The organism is Bacillus sp. BD48 (assembly GCF_046566805.1).
Taxonomy (GTDB): domain Bacteria; phylum Bacillota; class Bacilli; order Bacillales; family Bacillaceae; genus Bacillus; species Bacillus safensis.
This window is the reverse complement of sequence record NZ_JANGFM010000004.1, coordinates 60,384-79,816: the sequence shown is the minus strand read 5'-3', so window position 1 is coordinate 79,816 and position 19,433 is coordinate 60,384. Positions and strand designations below refer to the sequence as shown.

The 19,433-nt window shown below is 42.9% G+C and carries 14 protein-coding genes and 1 pseudogene; 9 read left to right on the top strand and 6 right to left on the bottom strand.

All coding sequences use genetic code 11. The features are described 5' to 3' along the window. Nucleotides 1–9 precede the first annotated feature (9 nt). Nucleotides 10–1,413, top strand: coding sequence for an S-methylmethionine permease (mmuP, locus tag ACLGGR_RS12915; RefSeq protein ID WP_142946533.1), 1,404 nt, complete (start codon nt 10–12; stop codon nt 1,411–1,413). A 170-nt stretch (nt 1,414–1,583) separates the two neighbouring features. On the opposite strand, the gene ACLGGR_RS12910 is transcribed toward mmuP, so the two are convergent. After that, nucleotides 1,584–2,066: an Ig-like domain-containing protein gene (locus ACLGGR_RS12910; protein WP_251216794.1), complete on the bottom strand. Its 483-nt coding sequence runs from the start codon at nt 2,064–2,066 to the stop codon at nt 1,584–1,586. A 108-nt stretch (nt 2,067–2,174) separates the two neighbouring features. Then, entirely contained in the window at nt 2,175–4,841 is a 2,667-nt protein-coding gene (locus tag ACLGGR_RS12905; RefSeq protein WP_410973207.1) for a S8 family peptidase, read from the bottom strand. Nucleotides 4,842–5,020: 179 nt separating this feature from the next. On the opposite strand from ACLGGR_RS12905, the gene ACLGGR_RS12900 reads away from it, so the two are divergent. From ACLGGR_RS12900 to ACLGGR_RS12875, 6 genes are read left to right on the top strand one after another with little or no spacing between them, the layout of a single operon-like run. After that, nucleotides 5,021–5,542: a PTS sugar transporter subunit IIA gene (locus ACLGGR_RS12900; RefSeq protein WP_410973206.1), complete on the top strand. Its 522-nt coding sequence runs from the start codon at nt 5,021–5,023 to the stop codon at nt 5,540–5,542. Next, complete coding sequence (locus ACLGGR_RS12895; protein ID WP_024424400.1) at nt 5,539–5,868, top strand: PTS fructose transporter subunit IIB; 330 nt, start codon at nt 5,539–5,541, stop codon at nt 5,866–5,868. Before ACLGGR_RS12900 ends, ACLGGR_RS12895 begins: the two co-directional genes overlap by 4 nt. Nucleotides 5,869–5,904: 36 nt before the next feature. After that, on the top strand, nt 5,905–7,023 hold the full coding sequence (locus ACLGGR_RS12890) for a PTS fructose transporter subunit IIC (protein ID WP_024424401.1): 1,119 nt from the start codon (nt 5,905–5,907) through the stop codon (nt 7,021–7,023). Between the two features lie 28 nt (nt 7,024–7,051). Further along, on the top strand, nt 7,052–9,715 hold the full coding sequence (gene mngB / locus ACLGGR_RS12885) for a mannosylglycerate hydrolase (protein ID WP_410973205.1): 2,664 nt from the start codon (nt 7,052–7,054) through the stop codon (nt 9,713–9,715). Between the two features lie 57 nt (nt 9,716–9,772). Beyond that, nucleotides 9,773–10,657, top strand: coding sequence for an ROK family protein (locus ACLGGR_RS12880; protein WP_410973204.1), 885 nt, complete (start codon nt 9,773–9,775; stop codon nt 10,655–10,657). Continuing rightward, nucleotides 10,654–12,573, top strand: coding sequence for a BglG family transcription antiterminator (locus ACLGGR_RS12875; RefSeq protein WP_410973203.1), 1,920 nt, complete (start codon nt 10,654–10,656; stop codon nt 12,571–12,573). Before ACLGGR_RS12880 ends, ACLGGR_RS12875 begins: the two co-directional genes overlap by 4 nt. A gap of 54 nt (nt 12,574–12,627) precedes the next feature. Here ACLGGR_RS12875 and arr read toward each other — a convergent pair whose 3' ends face one another. Beyond that, on the bottom strand, nt 12,628–13,044 hold the full coding sequence (gene arr / locus ACLGGR_RS12870; protein WP_024424404.1) for an NAD(+)--rifampin ADP-ribosyltransferase: 417 nt from the start codon (nt 13,042–13,044) through the stop codon (nt 12,628–12,630). A gap of 459 nt (nt 13,045–13,503) precedes the next feature. Next, nucleotides 13,504–13,722 (bottom strand): annotated as a pseudogene (locus ACLGGR_RS12865) (FMN-dependent NADH-azoreductase); the annotation flags it as partial. Between the two features lie 167 nt (nt 13,723–13,889). On the opposite strand from ACLGGR_RS12865, the gene ACLGGR_RS12860 reads away from it, so the two are divergent. Next, on the top strand, nt 13,890–14,294 hold the full coding sequence (locus tag ACLGGR_RS12860) for an Rrf2 family transcriptional regulator (protein ID WP_251216787.1): 405 nt from the start codon (nt 13,890–13,892) through the stop codon (nt 14,292–14,294). 548 nt (nt 14,295–14,842) lie between these two features. Next, the gene (locus ACLGGR_RS12855; protein WP_410973202.1) at nt 14,843–15,778 is read left to right on the top strand and encodes an MBL fold metallo-hydrolase; all 936 of its coding nucleotides are present in this window, start codon (nt 14,843–14,845) and stop codon (nt 15,776–15,778) included. 189 nt (nt 15,779–15,967) lie between these two features. Here ACLGGR_RS12855 and ACLGGR_RS12850 read toward each other — a convergent pair whose 3' ends face one another. Both ACLGGR_RS12850 and ACLGGR_RS12845 read right to left on the bottom strand, forming a co-directional pair. Next, entirely contained in the window at nt 15,968–17,389 is a 1,422-nt protein-coding gene (locus tag ACLGGR_RS12850; RefSeq protein WP_410973201.1) for a glycoside hydrolase family 1 protein, read from the bottom strand. Nucleotides 17,390–17,408: 19 nt separating this feature from the next. Further along, nucleotides 17,409–19,268, bottom strand: a complete 1,860-nt coding sequence (locus tag ACLGGR_RS12845; RefSeq protein WP_410973200.1) for a beta-glucoside-specific PTS transporter subunit IIABC — start codon at nt 19,266–19,268, stop codon at nt 17,409–17,411. Nucleotides 19,269–19,433: the final 165 nt, after the last annotated feature.

Below are 19,433 nucleotides of genomic sequence, written 5' to 3'. Positions count from 1 at the left end.
CGGGAAGACATGGAACAAGCAAAAGATCAGTCACAACAATATCAACGAAAAATGACAAGCCGGCACCTGTTCATGCTTTCTCTAGGCGGCGTCATTGGAACAGGGCTCTTTTTAAGCTCTGGGTATACCATCAATCAGGCCGGACCTGCGGGAACCATTCTTGCCTATCTTGTCGGGGCATTAATTGTGTACCTCGTGATGCTTTGTTTAGGTGAGCTGTCTGTCGCAATGCCGGTCACAGGGGCTTTTCATACGTATGCAACAAAATACATTGGACCTGGTACAGGCTATACGGTCGCTTGGCTATACTGGCTGACGTGGACAGTGGCACTCGGTTCGGAATTTACAGCGGCAGGACTATTAATGCAGCGCTGGTTTCCAGACACTTCAGTTTGGATGTGGAGTGGTGTTTTTGCTCTTCTCATCTTTTTACTTAACGCATTTACAGTCAAGTTTTTTGCAGAATCAGAGTTTTGGTTTTCCAGTATTAAAGTAATGGCTATTATTCTCTTTATTATTCTTGGCGGAGCTGCAATGTTTGGTTTGATCCCATTAAAGGGCGGTGAGGCCGCTCCGTTCTTTTCTAATTTCACTGGGGAAGGCGGACTTTTTCCAAACGGCTTTTTACCGATTTTAATGACGATGCTTGCGGTCAATTTTGCTTTTTCAGGTACGGAGTTGATTGGGATTGCTGCGGGTGAAAGCGTCAATCCTGACGAGACCATTCCAAGAGCAATTCGCACAACCGTCCTGCGTCTCGTCCTGTTTTTCGTTGGAACGATCGTTGTTTTGGCTGGCTTGATTCCAGTAGAAGAAGCCGGGGTGATCAAAAGCCCATTTGTCGTGGTATTTGATCGTATCGGAATTCCTTATGCGGCAGATTTCATGAATTTTGTCATCCTGACCGCGATCTTATCTGCCGCAAACTCAGGATTATACGCATCATCTCGTATGCTTTGGTCGCTTTCTGAGGAACGGACACTTCCTAAAAAACTGGCGAAACTGACGTCAAAAGGAATTCCTTTGAATGCACTCATTTTAAGTATGATCGGTGGTATTCTTTCTTTGCTATCGAGTGTAATCGCACCAGAAACGGTATACCTTGTCCTTGTTTCAATCTCTGGACTGGCCGTTGTGGTCGTATGGATGGGGATTGCTGCCTCACAGTTTATGTTTCGGAAAAGATTTTTACAGGAAGGCGGACAGCTTCATGATTTATCCTTTCGAACACCGCTCTATCCAGTAGTTCCGATTGCAGCCTTCCTCCTATGTCTTGCATCTGTCATCGGCATTGCCTTTGATCCAAATCAGCGGATTGCCCTCATCTGCGGCATTCCTTTCATTGCGCTCTGCTATGCTGCCTATTACGTGACAGCTTGGGTTCAGAAAAAACGAGAAAAACCTGGTGTATAAACATCAGGTTTTTTTCTATCAAAGCTCAAGATGAAAAGTTAAACGCTCGATTGAATCTGGGAATAACGGCTGATGAGTGTTTGTTTATCGACTCTTTCGGTTGCCGCCCAGCAGGTTTGCTAACAAAAAGAAAAGGATGTCACTCGATGACATCCTTTTTTTCTATAAAATTAGTAACGTGATGTATACGCCAAATGGTACACACTTGTGACATTTGAAGATAGTTTGATGTCGTTTGACGTGAACGTCACTGGAACGATATCGTAGTAATGTGTTGACCAGCCTGCATTATTGTATGATTGGTAGCCTGCACCTGCTGGAACTTGAAACGTCAGTGAAAACTGTCCGTTCTCATCTGTTGTGCCTGTCGCTGTTTGAGCATATGATTTGATTGCTGCTTCAAAATAAAGCTGGATCGGCTGATTAGGCATGAGGTTTCCACTTGTATCTTTTAGTGTTCCTTTAAACGTAGCTGGATAATAAGAACCCACGCGATATTTACTGCCATAGCCGTAATTCACTATTCCACTATCGGCTGCTGTGACACTTGTTACTTGAACGGATGCTGGCACTGCACCTGTTTCTTCAGCATGTGCAAAGCTTGGGAATACGAGAAGCAATGATAGAAAGAAAGCAAACATGATTTTTTTCATCGATAAATCCTCCTTTTTTTTCCTACTATATTACTATCGACATTAATTGGTATTTTTCCAGTTAAAAACAAAAAAACCTCCCTTTTTTTAGAAAGGGAAGTCCTTCTTTTATTTTTTCACAACCACTTTTACTGCTTTGCTTTCTCTTTTTCTCACATCTGAAGCGGTCACATACAAGACTGTTTTGGCTTTTTGCGGTTTGATTTGGGCAGTAAATGCGCCCTTGTTATTTGTTTTTACCGTTTTGATGACTTTCTTTGATTTGTTTTTCACTTTAATGGTCAAGCCTGCACCCGCAGTCCCTTTAACCGTTTTACTTTTGACCGTTACTTTGCCCACTTTCGGCTTAGCTGGTGCTTTGCCTTTTTTCACGACTGTTTTGAGCGTCGTTGCGGCCTTTCCCTTTGAAATCTTAATGTGAAGGACTTTGTTTTTGTTCTGATGCTTCATCTTCACACTAAAGGTTCCCTTTTTGCCTGCTGTGCCTTTTCCAAGCAGGGTTTTGCCTCTATACACAGAAACAGCAGCGCCGGCTTTTGCTTTACCTGTCACCTTTTGATGCTGATCCTCCACTTTGCTTACAGATGCATTCAATTCGACAGCACTTAATGCAGCAAATGCATTCAGTCTCCCATGTCCTGTCATCCAATCGATACCCGGGATTTTCGGATCCACAATTGGCTCCTCGTTTTCATCATAGAAAACGTCATCTTTTCCATCAATCGATTTAAATGAAATGTCATCTGCTGTACTTTGCAAAAGATTTCTCACTTGATTTGGCTTCAAGGATGGATTTTTAGAAAGCAGTAACCCTGCTGCTGCTGCCACATATGGTGTCGCCATTGATGTCCCGCTCAGGTATGAGACATTCCCATCAGGCATTAAGCTCGGAATATCAGAACCCGGTGCTGACATGCTCAGTCCTTTGCCATAGCTTGAGAACTCAGCGGCAATATCCATACGGTTGCTTGCGCCAATCGCCATTGCGTATTTTGATGTCGCAGGGTAGCCCATTTCTGGTACGCCATCATTGCCACTCGCCACGACCACTAGTACATTTCTTTGTGCAGCGTAATTCATTGCATATTCAATCACCCTGCTGTAGTAGCCGCCAAGGCTCATGTTGATGACCTTTGCGCCTTTGTCCACTGCATGCTTGATTCCAAGTGCAATATGCTCTGTATCGCCAAAGCCATAGGCATCCAGTACCTTCACTGGAATGATGCCCGTATGTTGGTTAAGGCCTGCCATTGAGTAATGATTATCGGATTTTGCGGCAATGATGCCTGCCACATGCGTACCGTGTCCATTATCATCAATCGCATCTTTGTTTCGTCCAATGAGATTCGCACCTAAGTCTGTACGAACAGTCCCGCTTAAATCCGTCAAACGGCTGTCTACACCTGTATCCACAACAGCAATTAATGTTTGCTTCATTTTGCTTGTGCCAATCAGTGTATTCATTTGTTCAAATTTGACGTCAGCGCCTTTTTTCCCGCTGTTTTGCGCACTGTTTTTCAGCGGCCACTGATAACCATACTGCGCGTCGTTGCTTAGCGCGCGATAGGTTTGAACAGGCTCTGCAAATTCAACATTCGGCATACTGGAAAGCTTTCTTGCCGTGCTTTTGATGACCGCTTTGCCTGCTTTTAGTGTCTTTCCAGCTGATTCTTGCCCTGCTGGCACATCATAGACATACATTCCTTTGAATAAAGGACTGACTGACTGTGATGTCACACGGTTTTCTTGGATGCCGTAGCTTTTCATCTTCTTTTTCGCAGATTGAAGTGTTTGGCCATCCTTTAATTTAAAAATGATCTTATTCGTTTTAACCTTCTCTTCTTTTACTAGCTTTTGTTTCTCTAATACATAACCAGCTGATTTTCCTTCAAGCTGATCGATGCCAATTTTTTGACTGACGGCTTCTAATTCCTTTTTTAAATAAGCCGGACTTGCTTCTTTGAGCATATCAAAAAGGGACAGGATCGCCTGTTGTTCTTTTTCTGTTACGATATGACCACTAAATGCACCATTTTTCTCTACGTCACTTAGCAGTGTTTTTAATGTGAGCAGATGGTTGTATACCTTTTGCTGCTCTTTTTGATGTTTGATGAGCTTCGATTTGAGAAACGGCTTTGTCTTTTGGAGCAGACGCGTCAGCTTCTGGCCCTCTGCTGTTTCATTGAATCGTTTATCTTCGATTGTACGAATCGATTGGAGAATTTCACGCCCGTACTTTTTCTCTATAATGATGATTTCAGGCTCATCGTCTTCAGGGAAAACGGGTTCAGAAGGCGGGAGGTTAGCTCCTTTATATCCGATTGTATATGCCGCATCCTCTTCCTCATCACGGCTGTCTTCCTCAGACCCTAAATAGAGCACTTTGACATAATAGGGACCTGACCATGCATGCGGGAAGTTAATCTCTGTCTCTCCGCTTGCTGTGTCCACCCGGTATCTTGAATATGTGTCATCCTTCATCGCTCTGTCCTTACTTGGATAGACCGATACGGACAGCATTTGTTTACTTTTTACAGAAATTTGCATGTGTGTATGTTTTGCCACCTCTTGTGCAGATGGCGTGATTTGGTACCACGACTCTTCCTTTTCATTCTGTAATGTATCAGAGATGACTTCACCATTTTTTAACCCAATGGCTTCATTGACACTCGTTCCATTACTGGCAGCTGCTGCCTCGTATCCAGGTAATGCCGCCATACATAGAATCATGGCCATGAGTACGACCACACAGGATTTGACCTGCTTTTTGAACATGAAAAGACCCCCTTATCTTTTATGATACCTTGGAAGAATATCACAGAAAGACATTTAGTAGAATCTGTTTATTACATAATTAAACTCGTTTTAAGCTAGGATTTGAGATAATCAGTCAGCAAGACGGATAGCTTCATAAACTTTTTGCCATTTCAAACGGAAAATGATGCTATTTAACCATGATGAAAAGTACATTACAATCAACTTGTAAGCGCTTAACAAACAAGAGAGAAGGGATCAGCTTGTTCCAAAAAGATCATGTTTTCACACAAGTAAACGGACGATCAAAGAATGAGATTTTACAATATATTTCCGAGAAAGCTGAAGACCTTCAGATTACAAACGATCAGGCGGGGCTATTAGCAGATTTGTTGACACGCGAAGACGAAGTCTCAACAGGACTTCAGCAAGGCTTCGCCATTCCACATACAAAAAGCTCCGCTGTACAAACGGCTTCACTTCTTTTTTTAGAACTTGAACAACCCATTGAATGGGGAAGCTTCGACGATTTGCCCACAAGCTATTTATTTACACTGCTCGTTCCACTAGAGGAAGCAAATATCACACATCTGAAATTACTGTCAGGTATTGCGACCAGCCTAATGGAACCTGCTTTTATCGAAAAGATTCAACCGGGTCAAACAGCTGATTACTATTACGAAGTCATTGAACAACAATTGAAAGAGGGGATTACACAATGAAAATTGTCGGTGTCACTTCATGTCCAGCAGGATTAGCTCATACACCAATGGCAGCCAAAGCGTTAGAAAATGCGGGTAAACAGCTCGGACACGAGATCAAAATCGAACAGCAAGGGATTATGGGACAGGTGAACGGCATTACAGCAGAGGAAGCACAGCAGGCAGACCTCTGCATCATTGCCTCAAATCAGCATATTAACGATGCTGAACGCTTCTCAGGCATTCCCACTGTACGTGTCGAAATCGGACGTGCCTTAAAAAATGCCGAACAAATCATCACCAAAGCTGTAGCACTTGTAGAAAAGAAAAAGTCTGAATCTCAATAAACATGAGCAATGCCATATAGAAAGGAGCAAAGCAAAATGAAAGCAAAATTAAAAGTCATTGAAGGCCATCTTATGACCGGTATTTCTTATATTCTTCCTGTAATCATCGGTGCCTCACTTATCGTTGGTTTAGCAAAACTGGTCGGGTTAGGGTTTGGTGTTTCAGATTTAAACACCTATAAGGATGCTGGCGGCATACTGCACGGCGCCTATTTAATGGAGCAGGTTGGCTGGACAGGTATTGGCTTAATGAACGTCCTGCTCGCTGGATTTATCGCCTATTCGATTGCGGATAAATCAGGGCTTGCGGCCGGTTTTATCGGCGGAGCCCTCGCCAGCTCAACCAATGCTGGATTTATAGGTGCCGTCATTGCAGGCTTCTTCGCAGGATATGTTGCTCTTTTTGTGAAAAGAAAAATTCAAATTCAAGGCTCTGCAGCTGGGCTCGTCCCTCTGCTCATCCTGCCGCTCATTACCGTTGGCTTAACCGGGCTTCTTATGTCCGTTCTTCTGGGCGGACCATTGGGCGCTTTGAACACGGCATTAATTGAATGGATCAAAGGCATGGTCGCTGATGGAACAAGCACACTCGCACTCGCTCTGATTTTAGGGGCGATGATTGGCTTCGATCTTGGCGGACCGGTGAATAAATCAGCTTGGATGGCTGGTAACGCGCTCTTCCTATCAGGCGTCTATCTCCCTGCCATACTCGTCAATATTGCCATTGTCATTCCACCGCTTGGATACGGGCTTGCGACATTGATTCGAAAACGCAACTTCTCCCCAACCTTTAGAGAAGCCGGACGAGGCGGTCTTGTCATGGGGATTATCGGTATTACGGAAGGGGCGATCCCTTTTACCCTCGTCAATCCTTTGAAATTGATTCCGCTCAATGTTGTCGCATGTGCTGTAGGAAGCGGGGTCGCTGCATTATTAGGAGTTCATGACATCATGCCGCCAATTGGCGGGCTATACGGCTTCTTCTCAGTCGGAAACTGGTGGGCTTATTTAATCGGAGCCCTTACTGGCGCACTCGTCATCGGTATTGGCGCCAACCTGCTTGTGAATTTCTCTGAGAAAAAAGAACCTAAAACGCCGGAACATGATCAAAAGCAGAAAGAAGAAGACGATTTTGACCTTGTGCTAGAAGGATAATTTGAACGAAGAAAGGTGTCGTTGATCAATGACTGTCAATGTACATGTGATTCCACATACTCACTGGGACCGGGAATGGTATTTCACCACCTCCCGCTCCCGTATCTACTTAATGAAAAACGTAATGGATATCTTAGATACCCTTGAAACAGATGAAAGGTTCCATTACTTCATGCTCGATGCCCAGGCATCCTTATTAGATGATTATTTGAAATGGCGTCCAGAGGATGAAAATCGAATCAAGAAGCTTGTCACAGCGAAACGTCTCATCATCGGCCCATGGTATACCCAAACCGACCAGCTCGTCATTTCAGGTGAATCGATTGTGCGGAACCTGCAATATGGAATTGAACGCTGTCAGCAATTCGGACACGTGATGAAAGTCGGCTATGTCCCTGATTCCTTCGGTCAATCCACACAAATGCCTCAAATTTATCGCGGATTCGGCATTGTCGATACAGCATTTTGGCGGGGCGTTTCTGACCATATGACAAATCATACTGAATTCAATTGGCGCGGCGCTGACGGCAGTGAAGTCTTTGCTGTGAATCTGCCATTTGGCTACTACTACGGTGGAAATATCCCTGAGAAAGATGAGGACTTACAAGCCTTTTTATCTGAAAAAATCGGTGCGCTGCAAGCAAAGGCAACCACAAAGAATGTCTATTTCCCGAACGGTTTTGACCAAGCACCGATCCGCAAAAACCTGCCTGACTTATTAGAAAAAGCCAATGAACTTGACGAGCACCACTATCAAATCAGCAGTTTAGAAGATTATATTGCAGCAGTGAAAAAAGAGCGGACATCTTTCGAGACATTACACGGAGAGCTCATTCATGCGAAGCATATGAGGATTCATAAATCTATTTTTTCAACACGAGCGGATTTAAAAATCTTAAACAACCAAATTGAAAACTATCTCGTGAATGTGATGGAGCCTATCCTTACGATCAGCTATTCGCTTGGACACGACTATCCGCATGATACGGTTCGCGATATTTGGTACCTCATGTTTGAAAATGCAGCGCATGACAGCATTGGCGGCTGTAATAGTGATACGACAAACCAAGATGTATTCTTCCGCTACAAGCAGGCAAAGGAAATCGCCGAGAATCTTGTGGACTTGCACATGCGTCTCATCACAATTCGACTGAAAACAGAGCAAGAAATCACATTCACGTTGTTCAATACACTGCCTTCAAAGCGTTCTGAAGTCATTGAAGTCGAAACCTTTATCACAGAACGTCCATTTACGCTAAAGGATGCAAATGGAAGAACACTTCAGTACACAGTGAAAAGCAAAACCGATGTCACAGATTATGTGCTGGCACAGCAAATTTCTCTTAACCCAAGTAAAGAAGTGTACATGCCAAAGCAAGTATGGAAAGCCGTTCTGCTGATTGAAGCCATCGACTTACCGTCAGTTGGTTATACACAGGTCAGCATGGTCTTCGATGAATCAAGCGAATCTCTATGGGAACAAACTGAAGAACGAGTGATTGAAAATACGTATTACCGCATTGCGGCAAATGACAACGGATCACTGGACATCACAGATAAACAAACTGGGCGGACATTCTCTGAGCAAATGATCTTTGAAGACAACGGAGACGATGGGGATTCCTATAACTATTCACCACCTCGTGAGGACTTGTATGTGTCATCCAAGGATCTTTCATCAGCAGACATCTCAGTGGCTAAAAGCGGCCTACAGCAAGAGCTGACCATCAAGCTTCAGCTCGCTGTCCCTTATGACCTAGAGGCGCGCTCTAAGCAATCGGCTGCGACTTCACTTCCGATCACAGCGAAGGTGGCATTAAACAAAGACGATGCTGTCATCCGTTTTCATGTAGATGTGGACAACCATGCGTTAGATCATCGCCTGCGCGTTCTCTTTGATACAGGCATCGCATCAAACGTATCACTGAGCGATCAGCAGTTTGGTACAATCGAACGCCCAACAGAGCTGACGCAAGAGCTAGAATGGTGGAACAATGAACATTGGGAAGAAAAACCGATCACTATTGAACCGATGCAATCCTTTGTCGCACTTCGTGATGAAGCATATGGTGCCGCTCTGTTGACCGACTGCGTGAGAGAATACCAGATCACAGGAGAAGGCTACACAACGATTGCGTATACGCTCTTCCGCTGTTTCGGAAAAATGGGGAAAGAAAATCTCCTTTATCGTCCAGGACGCGCATCTGGGGAAAAAATTGTGGAGACACCTGACGCTCAGCTGCAAGGTGCACTGTCATTCTCATTTGGTATGCACTATAGCAAGGACGCAGTCAGCGAGGGACACTTAGCGAAGCTTGCCAAACGTTACACCACCCCTGTTCAATGCTACGAGCGGGCAGACTTTTTAAACGGTCGTTTAATTTTCTCTTTCCGAGATGAAAAAGAAGACTTACAATCTACTTATAGCCTGCTTGACATTGAGACAGACGGAGCCATTCTAAGCGCTCTGAAAAAAGAAGAGCATGGAACAGGCATTGTCATTCGTCTCTTCAATCCATATTTAACGCGTCAAACAGCCGCTTCAATCAATAGTTCATCTCTACAACACGGAGAAACAGCGAATTTAGGAGAAACACCTGAAGGACAAATACTCAAAGCACAACATGGATCATTACACATTGAACCGCTTACACCTTGTCAGGTACAAACCTACATTGTAAAGAAAAAATGAACATGTAGGGGCGGGATCCATTTGGATTCCGCCCCTCTTTAATGGAGGGCATTGATCATGCGAATTGGAGGCATTGAAGCAGGCGGAACGAAATTTGTCTGCGGCTACGGAACGACAGACGGAACGATTGAACACATGACTTCCTTTGCAACAGGGAATCCAGATGAAACATGCCGGCAAGTGATCGATTACTTTACAAAGCATCGTGTCGATGCAATTGGCATTGGGGCATTCGGGCCTGTCGATGTGAAAGAGCAAAGCCCACGCTATGGGACGATTTTAGACACACCAAAAACAGCCTGGCGCCAATTCCCTTTCCTCTCTACCTTAAAACAAGCCCTCGGGCTCCCGATGAAGCTTGATACCGATGTAAACTGTGCAGCACTCGGAGAAGCCCGTTTTTCAACTGAAGCAGAAAAGCCTGCTTCTCTGGTCTACATCACCGTTGGAACTGGAATAGGCGGCGGTGCCTATATTGAACATCGCCTTATTCACGGATTGCTGCATCCAGAAATGGGTCATATCACCGTTCAGCGGCATCCTCATGACACCTACGGAGGCTGCTGCCCTATACATCATGACTGTTTAGAGGGACTGGCATCTGGACCTGCCATAGAAGGACGCTATCATACACTGGCACCAATGCTGCCAGAGGATCATCCTGCCTGGTCACTTCATGCTTACTATCTCGGGCAGATGACTGCTAACCTGCTGCTCACCCTTTCACCAGAACGCATCATTCTAGGTGGAGGCGTGATGAAACAGCCGGCTATGCTGCCGCTTATAATTGATGAAACAGACAAACGGCTTCACGGCTATTTGCAGCTGCCAAAGCCTTTACATGAAATCATCACAAAACCATCCTTTGATGGATTATCTGGTTTAATGGGCGCCATCGCTCTTGGAACTGATGCCTTACAGGCGCAAGGAGCCGCGCAATGATGATGACGGCAGATCCTCGAACCTATCAGCTGATTCAGCGGCTATTTGAAACAAAGGGGTTCGTGAAGCTGGAGGAGCTCACTGCCTCTTTTCGCTTATCTGACCGCTCTATCCGCAATTTAATCAAGGAAGCAAATGAGTATTTAAAGGAAGCAGGAGCCATGATTAAAACGATCCGAGGAAAGGGATATACTCTTTTAACGAGTGACCAAGACGCTTTCCTGCTTTGGCTACATCAACAAAAGCTTCCTGCCCGCTCTCTTGTCCCCGTCATGCCAGAAGAGCGTGTACGATTTATGATGAGAAAGCTGTTGCTTCAATCCGATTACTTAAAAATTGACCAGCTGGCTGAAGAACTGTTTATCAGCCGCATGACGGTCAGCAGTGATTTAAAAAAAGGACGAGAGCTGTTAGCCCGTTACGGCATGACCCTTGTATCAAAGCCTGGATTTGGCTTAAAGATTGAAGGAGATGAACTGCAAAAAAGAACGTGCTATGCAGACTTACTTCTTGAGGAAGAGCCTGCACTCTCTCATATCACCGAGCGGGAGCAGCTCCATTTTCCTGATATTTCACTTGAAACCATTCGATCTATTGTTTTGACGAACCTGCATCAAGAGTCATTGCTCATTAAAGACATTGCCTTAAAAAATTTAGTCATTCACTTAGCCATTGCGATTCAGCAAACACGAAAAAACCAGCGGATATCCGCCAGTACCGCCCGCACACAAAGATCACCAGTTTTGATGAGAATTGCACAAAAAATCATACAGCAGGTGAGTGACACTTTTTATGTGACCTTATCAGAGGATGAAACAGATTACTTAGTCATGCATCTATTAGCGAATCAAACTTGGAAAGAAGCCGCCCAGCATCAGACGACAGTGGAAGTTCAACAGGCGGTTACAGTCTTTCTACAGCACATTGAGAAAACAAGCGGCCATCGTTTTGCTGATGACAACATCCTGCAGCAAGACTTGATGCTTCATATGAAGCCGCTATTAAATCGAATCCAATATGGCGTATCATTACAAAATCCGCTTTTACATGAGATCAAAGCGTCCTATCCTTACCCGTTTGATTTGGCTGTCAGCGGACTAAATGCCTTACAGCTAGTGCGAACACCAAATGAAGACGAGGCCGCATATGTTGCCTTGCATATCGCTGCTTCATTTGAAAGAAGTCAGCTCGATACCTCGCAAAAAAAGAAAGCCATTATCGTGTGCGGGTCTGGACTAGGGACGGCAAGGCTGCTTGAAATTAAATTGAAGGCAGCCTTTCAGCACGAGCTCGACATTGTTGAGCTCTATTCCTATCAGGATTATCTCATGAGCACCTCTTTGCCGTGTGACGTCATCATCACAACCGTTCCACTCACATCAAAGGGGAAACCAGTCATTCAGGTCAGCGCCTTTTTTGAACATCATGATATACAGCGTGTAAATGAAGTCATTCATTTATTAAATGGACACGGGGCACCCTCAAAAGAGCTGATGGCGTTTTTTCAAGAGCGATTGACTTTACTGAATGCTGATCTAAGCAGCAAGGATGAGGTATTAGATATATTATGCAGCCGTTTAGAGGCGCATCAGCTAGTATCGTCTTCTTTTCGGTCCTCGGTGCTTGAGCGGGAGCAAATGTCGTCTACCTATCTTGGCAGCGGCATTGCAATGCCGCACCCGCTCATCACAAATGAAGGCACCTCCTCTGTAGCCATCGCACGCTTAAAACAGCCGATTGACTGGCAGGGAGATCAAGTATCACTTGTCTTTTTATTAGCGATTCATAAGGATGACGCTGCCTGCATGAACCAATTCTTTGAACAGGCCGTCGATTTATTGGACAATCCAGACCGCATTCACTCTCTCAAGCAAGCCAAAACATTTGATGAGCTGATGGATGCGTTGTTTCAATAAGATCAACCAAAAGGCCGCCCAATTCATGAGGCGGCCATCGTGTTATTCGTATCATCAATCGTATATGACATTTTTTCCTTCTTCACTTAATTTTTTTAAGGAGCTCAGCATATGATTGATTTCTTCGTCGGAATGTCTTTCCCACGAACCTAATTCAGCGACTATTTTCAACGGAGATTTCGATCGATAAGAACGTGTTGGGTTGCCAGGAAATCTTTTATCAGTCACATTTGGATCATTTTCAAACTCGCCTAACGGTTCTACAATATAAATTCTCTCTTTCGCATCAGACCTAGCTAATTCAGCACCCCATTTGGCCGCGTTTAGTGTTCCGGTGAAATAGATATGGTTCGATTTTTTATCCTGATAATTGGATAAATGCAGCGGTTCAAGCAGATCCCCAATCTTCAATTCCGCTTTTGTCCCATGAAAAAATGGCCCAGGATCTAACACCTTTTGCTTGTCATTCATACAGCCACACCCCTTATCGTTTTTGACTTGCGTATAACAGTATACGGCTAGATATGGGCGAGTAACAGTCTATAAATTTAATTATATTCGGGGTATAATGATAGTAGAGAGTTAGATGTTGTGAACTCCTAATGTAACCCTTCACCTGTTCATTTAAATACGCATTGTACATAGACCACACAAAAAAACATCCTCTATCAGCATAAGCATCATTTATAATATCTTGAACCTTCATCCGTTCAATAACTAAATCAGGATCAAGATTATGAGCAATAGTTATCCCCCAATAAGTTTCTCCAGCACTAAGGCTTTTTCCTTCGTAATAAAAAGCGCGCTCCATCGCTGAAACGAAATACACTGCTCTTTCAGGAGCCTTATTGTGCCCTCGACAAATAGACCTTCAAAAATAGGGACATTAAAGAAATTCATCATTACATGAAGATTTGAGAAATTCTAAAATGGCATAATAAAGACAAACTTGTCAGCCGTAATAAACTGCTCGTTTATTTCACTAAGGCGAGTTACTTTTAATTTCTCGTCCTCTAAAAGCTCCCCGAAACTTGATCCTGAACTAAGTTCCCCCCACCCATTAAAAACATCTTCATCAATGTGAGGAATATTTTCTTTATATAAATCAATATGAATTACTTGATCAATAAACGCTTTTTCTGTAGCGATACTATCATACTGTTGCCATTTTAGCTCTACTTCCTTTCCTCCTTACATTTTTTATTCGTTTTTGTTAATATGAAGGAACGGCGAGTTGTAATAATAATTGTTACAGATAGAAGAAAAGTCAAACACAAATTTATATGTAACTAAAAAAATTACAGGTGGTGACTCATATGTTAAATACACGCCTTTCTGTAGCTATTCATATTTTATCTTTGGTTTCTTCAGATGCCACGCTATCTTCGGAAGAGATTTCCGGCAGCGTAAATACAAATCCTGTTGTCATAAGACGGATAAGCAGTGATTTAAAAAAAGCTGGAATTTTAACTTCTAAAGTTGGTATACGAGGTTCTTCCCTAACGCGAGATCCTAGTGAAATTACTTTATTTGATATTTATACAGCTGTACATTTAGAAAAAGAATTGTTTTCTATCCATAATAATCCTAATCCTAAATGCCATGTAGGAGAAAAAATCCAGGATACATTAAATACAACCTTTGATAGTGTTCAAAAAGCAATGGAAAACGAGTTAAAGTCGAAAACACTACAAGACGTGATAAACCATCTCACTGAATAGGGAGATGGTTTATTTTTATTTTTTAAAATGTTGACTACAGTTTTGAAAGCAATACTAAAAATGAAGTAGTACATCATTATGCTGTCTTTCGTACAGGTAAGTCATTCATAGATATTGTGGTGCTGCCCTGTATAGCAGGACAGGTTTTCCTTATTCACAAATCGGAAAGTTGTTAAAAAAACTTATGTAGAAATGTACTTAAGCCTCTATGTATATGCTATGAAACAAAAATGTGCTCATGCAAAAAAATATTGACACAAATAATTGTAACAGTTATAGTTACATGTGAAAGGTGTAACCACAACTGTTACAGGTATCTCGAAGAGAAAGAAAGGAGCAAATTAGATAACATTCCTTAACATACGTGCCATTGACTTCTTCTGTACTCAGTTAGAGTTTTCCACCAGCGTATAATTTGAGGGGTCTTATACAAATTGAATTGAAGTATTAATGTATAAAGATATGCCATTTGAAAAAACCTACTAACGAAAACAAGATATTGACTCAAAAACTTCCACGAATTAAGAAAAAAGAAAGGGATATTAAATATGTATAACAAAAAAATATTTGGATTCATTACTGTACTTTGTACTCTATTAATGTTGAGCGCATGTGCAAGCACATCCCAGTCATCAAATACAGGAGCGTCTAACAAAACAAAAGAAAAGGAAAGTAAAACGGTCGACTTGAAAATTACCACATATAACCCACAGGAAAAAGGGATCTTTCCAGTCACCTCTAACATTATTGAAGGTCCTAATGAAGTGATTCTTGTGGATGCTCAGTTCCAAAAAAATGATGCTGATAAGCTTGTTCAAATGATTAAAGCTACAAAAAAGAAATTAACAACTGTATATATTAGTCACCAGGATCCGGATTATTATTTTGGATTATCCGAAATAAAGAAAGCATTTCCAAATGCCAAAATAGTTGCAACTCCTGCAACAGTAAAAGGTATCAAATCCACCATTCAGTTGAAAAATGATTATTGGAACCCGATTCTCGGGAAAAACGCACCCGAAACTAAGGTTGTTCCTGATGTTTTAGAAGGAAAAAAATTAACTGTAGACGGTGAAAGTGTAAATATCATTGGTCTTGAAGGTCCTGACCCAGCACGCACGTTCCTCTGGATTCCTTCTAAAAAGACAGTTCTAGGTGGAATTCCTGTATTCAATAATATGCATGTTTGGATTGCTGACACCCAAACACAAAAGAGCAGAGATAACTGGAGAGCTTCTTTAGATCAAATACTTGAGCTAAAGCCGGAACATGTTATTCCTGGACACTATTTAGGTAAAGACACAAACGATATTTCTGGCGTTGCTTTTACACGTGATTATATTGCCAAGTTTGAAAAGGAAGCAAAAGTGGCAAAAAACTCAACTGAGCTAATTAAAGCAATGGAAAAGGCTTATCCTGTCGGAGGCAAAGGTAACTTAGAAACAAGTGCTAAAGTAATAAAAGGCGAAATGAGATGGCCTTAATACTGGTCTTGATTTAGTATGAAAAAACCTCATTGTAAATCAATAACTTACTTTCCAAAACTGAACCAAGGCATTTCTCAGCTTGGTTCAGCTTTTTAGGAAACAGATGAGTTTGTTCTTATGAACTTGCCAATAAAGTGAACGAAAAAAAGCCAGCCACCCGCATAAGGTGATTGGCTTTTTTATTTGTTATTCCCCGATGTTCTCTCCATTTTGCTGAATTAATGTTTCATACCAGTAAGAGCTCTTTTTACGAATTCTCTTTAGGTCTTTTAGGTCAAATTCATCGCGGTTGACGTAGATGAATCCGTAGCGCTTGGAGCATCCTTGGTGTGTGCTGATTAGATCGATTGCAGACCATGGGCAGTATCCGAAAACCTCGACGCCGTCTGTGATAGCCCATTTGATTTGTTCGATATGCTTTTCTAAATAGTCAATTCGATAATCATCCTGAATCGATCCATCTTCTTCTAATTTGTCGAATGCACCCAATCCGTTTTCTGTGATAATAAGCGGCAGCTGATAGCGGTCATAAATTTCCCGCATCGTTGAACGGAAGCCGACAGGATCAATCTCCCAGCCAAACGCATTTTTACTTAAGAATGGGTTGTTGCCGCCTTTGTAGACGCCATCTTCACCTGATTTCAAATGCTGATCTCCACCGCGTGCAAATTCGTCGTTGCCATCTCCTTTACTCGCTTCAACCGTTTGAGAGGTGTAGTAGTTAAAGGCAATGAAATCTGGCTTTGCACTTTTCAAAATATCCATATCTCCCTCTTCGATGACAGGAAGAATGTCTTTTTCTTTCATGTACGCCCAAGCAAGGTTGTTATAACGGCCGAACACCGCCATATCAAGATAAAGCCAGTTGCGAATCGCATTGTAATTCGCCGCAGCAAGCACATCTTCAGGCTTTGGAGAAGCCGGATAAATGAGCGCGATGTTTGGCGCCGGTCCAATTTTCGCTTCAGGCAGCATTTGATGACAAAGCGTCATGGCTTTTGCCTGTGCAACGAGCATATGGTGATTTTGCTGATACAGTTCTTTTTTCGGATTTTCTAAGTTTGGATCAAGTGTACCGAGCGCTGATCCATGTAAGATCATCATGTTTTGTTCATTAATGGTCAGCCAATAGTTTACCTTCTGACCATACTCCTTGAATAGCACCTCTGCATAGCGTTCAAACGCATCCACTGTCCCGCGGTTAGACCACCCGCCCTTTACTTGAAGCGCATGAGGCAGATCAAAATGATACATTGTCACGATGGGTTCAATGTCATAGCGGCGCAATTCATCGATGAGTGAATGATAGAATTCAATCCCCTTTTGATTGATCTCCCCATCTCCATCTGGAATGATCCGTGTCCACGCAATGGAAAAGCGATAAGCCTTCAAACCCATTTCTGCAAACATCTTCACATCCTCTTTATAACGGTGATAGTGATCGCTTGCGACTTTAAAATCCGTTGTCCCTTCAGGATAACTTGCTCTCATGTCAATAACAGAAGGCCCCTTGCCATCCTCGTTCCACGCACCTTCTACCTGATAGGCGGAAGTAGATCCGCCCCAGAAAAAGTCTTTTGGAAATGATGCTAGTGTTGAATATCTCATGATTCTTTCCTCCTCTTGATTAAACTAGATGTAAAAATGATTGTCCTGGTGTGATTTGTTTCTCTTCTGTTTCAATGATATCGCTAAACTCACCTGAATTGGTAATAATAACGGGTGTTGTGACTGACAGGCCTGAAGCTTCGATGGCTTCGATATCAAACTCTGCAAGCAGTTCGCCTTCTGTGATGGTTTGCCCCTGAACAACCTTCGGAGTAAAATGCTTTCCGCCTAATTGCACGGTATCCAGTCCGATGTGAATGAGTACTTCTGCCCCGCTTTCAGAGGTTAGACCATACGCATGTCCAGTTGGGAACACCGTTGTCACAACTCCTGAGACTGGCGCAAACAGCTTTCCTTCTGATGGGATGATGGCTGCGCCTTTTCCTAGTGCACCAGATGAGAATGCCTTATCCTGCACTTCCTCCAGCTTGATGACCTCGCCCTTTAAAGGACTTTTCACATGAGCGGCTTTGACCCCATGTTCGTTTTCAATTGCTGGTACAGAAGCGGCTGCCGGCGTTTCATCTTCATCTACTGGATCTTTAAATCCAATCAAATAAGTTAAGATGATAGAAAGGACGAACGAGACCGAGATACCGATGATGAAACCTGTAAAGCCTTGACCGTAGAAAATCGGAAGTGTCAGTAAACTTGGTAGGCCTGACGCAATCGCAATACTTTGTGAATAACCGATGATCGCACCGCCGACTCCGGCAGAGATAACGGCTGCAATAAATGGTTTTTTCAAACGAAGCGTGACCCCGTATACAGCTGGCTCTGTGATCCCAAACACAGCAGAAACTGCTGTCGATCCAGCCAATGATTTCAGTTTTTTATTCTTTGTTTTCAGCATAACACCGATAGAAGCTCCGGCTTGTGAGAATACAGCTGGCGCAGTGGCCGGCTTGATATGATCTTTCCCATGGACTGCGATATTATTTAAAATGACTGGCACAAGTCCCCAATGGATACCGAAGATGACAAGTACCTGCCAAGCCATCGCAATTAAAGCACCTGCAAGTGTAGGACTAAAGGAGAATACTTTCAGCAAAACAGCTGCAATGCCATTCCCTGCATACACACCAAATGGTCCAAATACGATGAGTGTCAGCGGAACAACCGTGACAAGTAAAATCAGTGGAGTAATAAAGTTTTTGACACTTTCATGAATGACTTTGTTAAAGAAACGTTCGATATATCCCATGACAAACACTGCCAAAATGATTGGGATGACCGTAGATGTATAAGACATTAAGACGACCGGAATCCCGAAGAAGGTCACATCTCCGCCGCCTTTTGACAATTCTTGAATGGCTGGGTAAATAAGTGCACCTGCTATCGTCACAGCGACAAACGGATTCGCTTTAAACTTCCTAGCAGAAGTGAATGCGAGCAATAATGGCAGGAAGTAGAACAAGCTGTCTGACGCAGCAAATAAAATTTGATACGACGTATCTTCAGGAGATAGCCATTTCGCGTTGATACAGATGCCTAATAGACCTTTTAAAATACCTGCACCCGCCATGACACCGAGAAGTGGTGTGAAAATCCCCGATACAATGTCAACGAATTTTCCGAAAAGGCTTGTGCTCTCTTCACCTGATTTTGCAGATGATGTAGCGGAATCCTCTAATAGATTCGTAAATTCTCCAATTTCTCGATAAACCTCTGGTACGGTATTGCCAATGACCACTTGAAATTGGCCGCCGCTTTCCATAACTGTAACGACACCATTTAATTTTTCAATGGCTGCTTTATCTGCTTTTGATCTGTCATTTAGTGTGAAGCGAAGCCTTGTGGCACAATGCACCAATGAATGAACGTTTTTCTCTGTGCCAATGTGTTTGATAATGTCTTCTGCTAATTGACGATAATTCATACAAAAACCCCCTTTTTTTCAAAAAAATACGTTTTTAGGCAAAATAAAAACCTAAACGGGCACCAAAAATAGTCGCAGCTTGCTGTTGCGCTTTTTCAGTGAACGTTTAGGTTTTGCCTGCCGAACAGTCACAATCCTCTAAGACGATCATTGTGAAACCGTATT

What these genes read in the sequence shown, in the direction of transcription:
- mngB (WP_410973205.1), top strand. Translation starts at nt 7,052, where the DNA reads ATGACTGTCAATGTACATGTGATTCCACATACTCACTGGGACCGGGAA.
- ACLGGR_RS12905 (WP_410973207.1), bottom strand. Translation starts at nt 4,841, where the DNA reads ATGTTCAAAAAGCAGGTCAAATCCTGTGTGGTCGTACTCATGGCCATG.
- ACLGGR_RS12910 (WP_251216794.1), bottom strand. Translation starts at nt 2,066, where the DNA reads ATGAAAAAAATCATGTTTGCTTTCTTTCTATCATTGCTTCTCGTATTC.
- arr (WP_024424404.1), bottom strand. Translation starts at nt 13,044, where the DNA reads ATGAATGACAAGCAAAAGGTGTTAGATCCTGGGCCATTTTTTCATGGG.
- ACLGGR_RS12900 (WP_410973206.1), top strand. Translation starts at nt 5,021, where the DNA reads ATGATGAAAAGTACATTACAATCAACTTGTAAGCGCTTAACAAACAAG.
- ACLGGR_RS12855 (WP_410973202.1), top strand. Translation starts at nt 14,843, where the DNA reads ATGTATAACAAAAAAATATTTGGATTCATTACTGTACTTTGTACTCTA.
- ACLGGR_RS12880 (WP_410973204.1), top strand. Translation starts at nt 9,773, where the DNA reads ATGCGAATTGGAGGCATTGAAGCAGGCGGAACGAAATTTGTCTGCGGC.
- ACLGGR_RS12845 (WP_410973200.1), bottom strand. Translation starts at nt 19,268, where the DNA reads ATGAATTATCGTCAATTAGCAGAAGACATTATCAAACACATTGGCACA.
- ACLGGR_RS12875 (WP_410973203.1), top strand. Translation starts at nt 10,654, where the DNA reads ATGATGATGACGGCAGATCCTCGAACCTATCAGCTGATTCAGCGGCTA.
- mmuP (WP_142946533.1), top strand. Translation starts at nt 10, where the DNA reads ATGGAACAAGCAAAAGATCAGTCACAACAATATCAACGAAAAATGACA.
- ACLGGR_RS12890 (WP_024424401.1), top strand. Translation starts at nt 5,905, where the DNA reads ATGAAAGCAAAATTAAAAGTCATTGAAGGCCATCTTATGACCGGTATT.
- ACLGGR_RS12850 (WP_410973201.1), bottom strand. Translation starts at nt 17,389, where the DNA reads ATGAGATATTCAACACTAGCATCATTTCCAAAAGACTTTTTCTGGGGC.
- ACLGGR_RS12895 (WP_024424400.1), top strand. Translation starts at nt 5,539, where the DNA reads ATGAAAATTGTCGGTGTCACTTCATGTCCAGCAGGATTAGCTCATACA.
- ACLGGR_RS12860 (WP_251216787.1), top strand. Translation starts at nt 13,890, where the DNA reads ATGTTAAATACACGCCTTTCTGTAGCTATTCATATTTTATCTTTGGTT.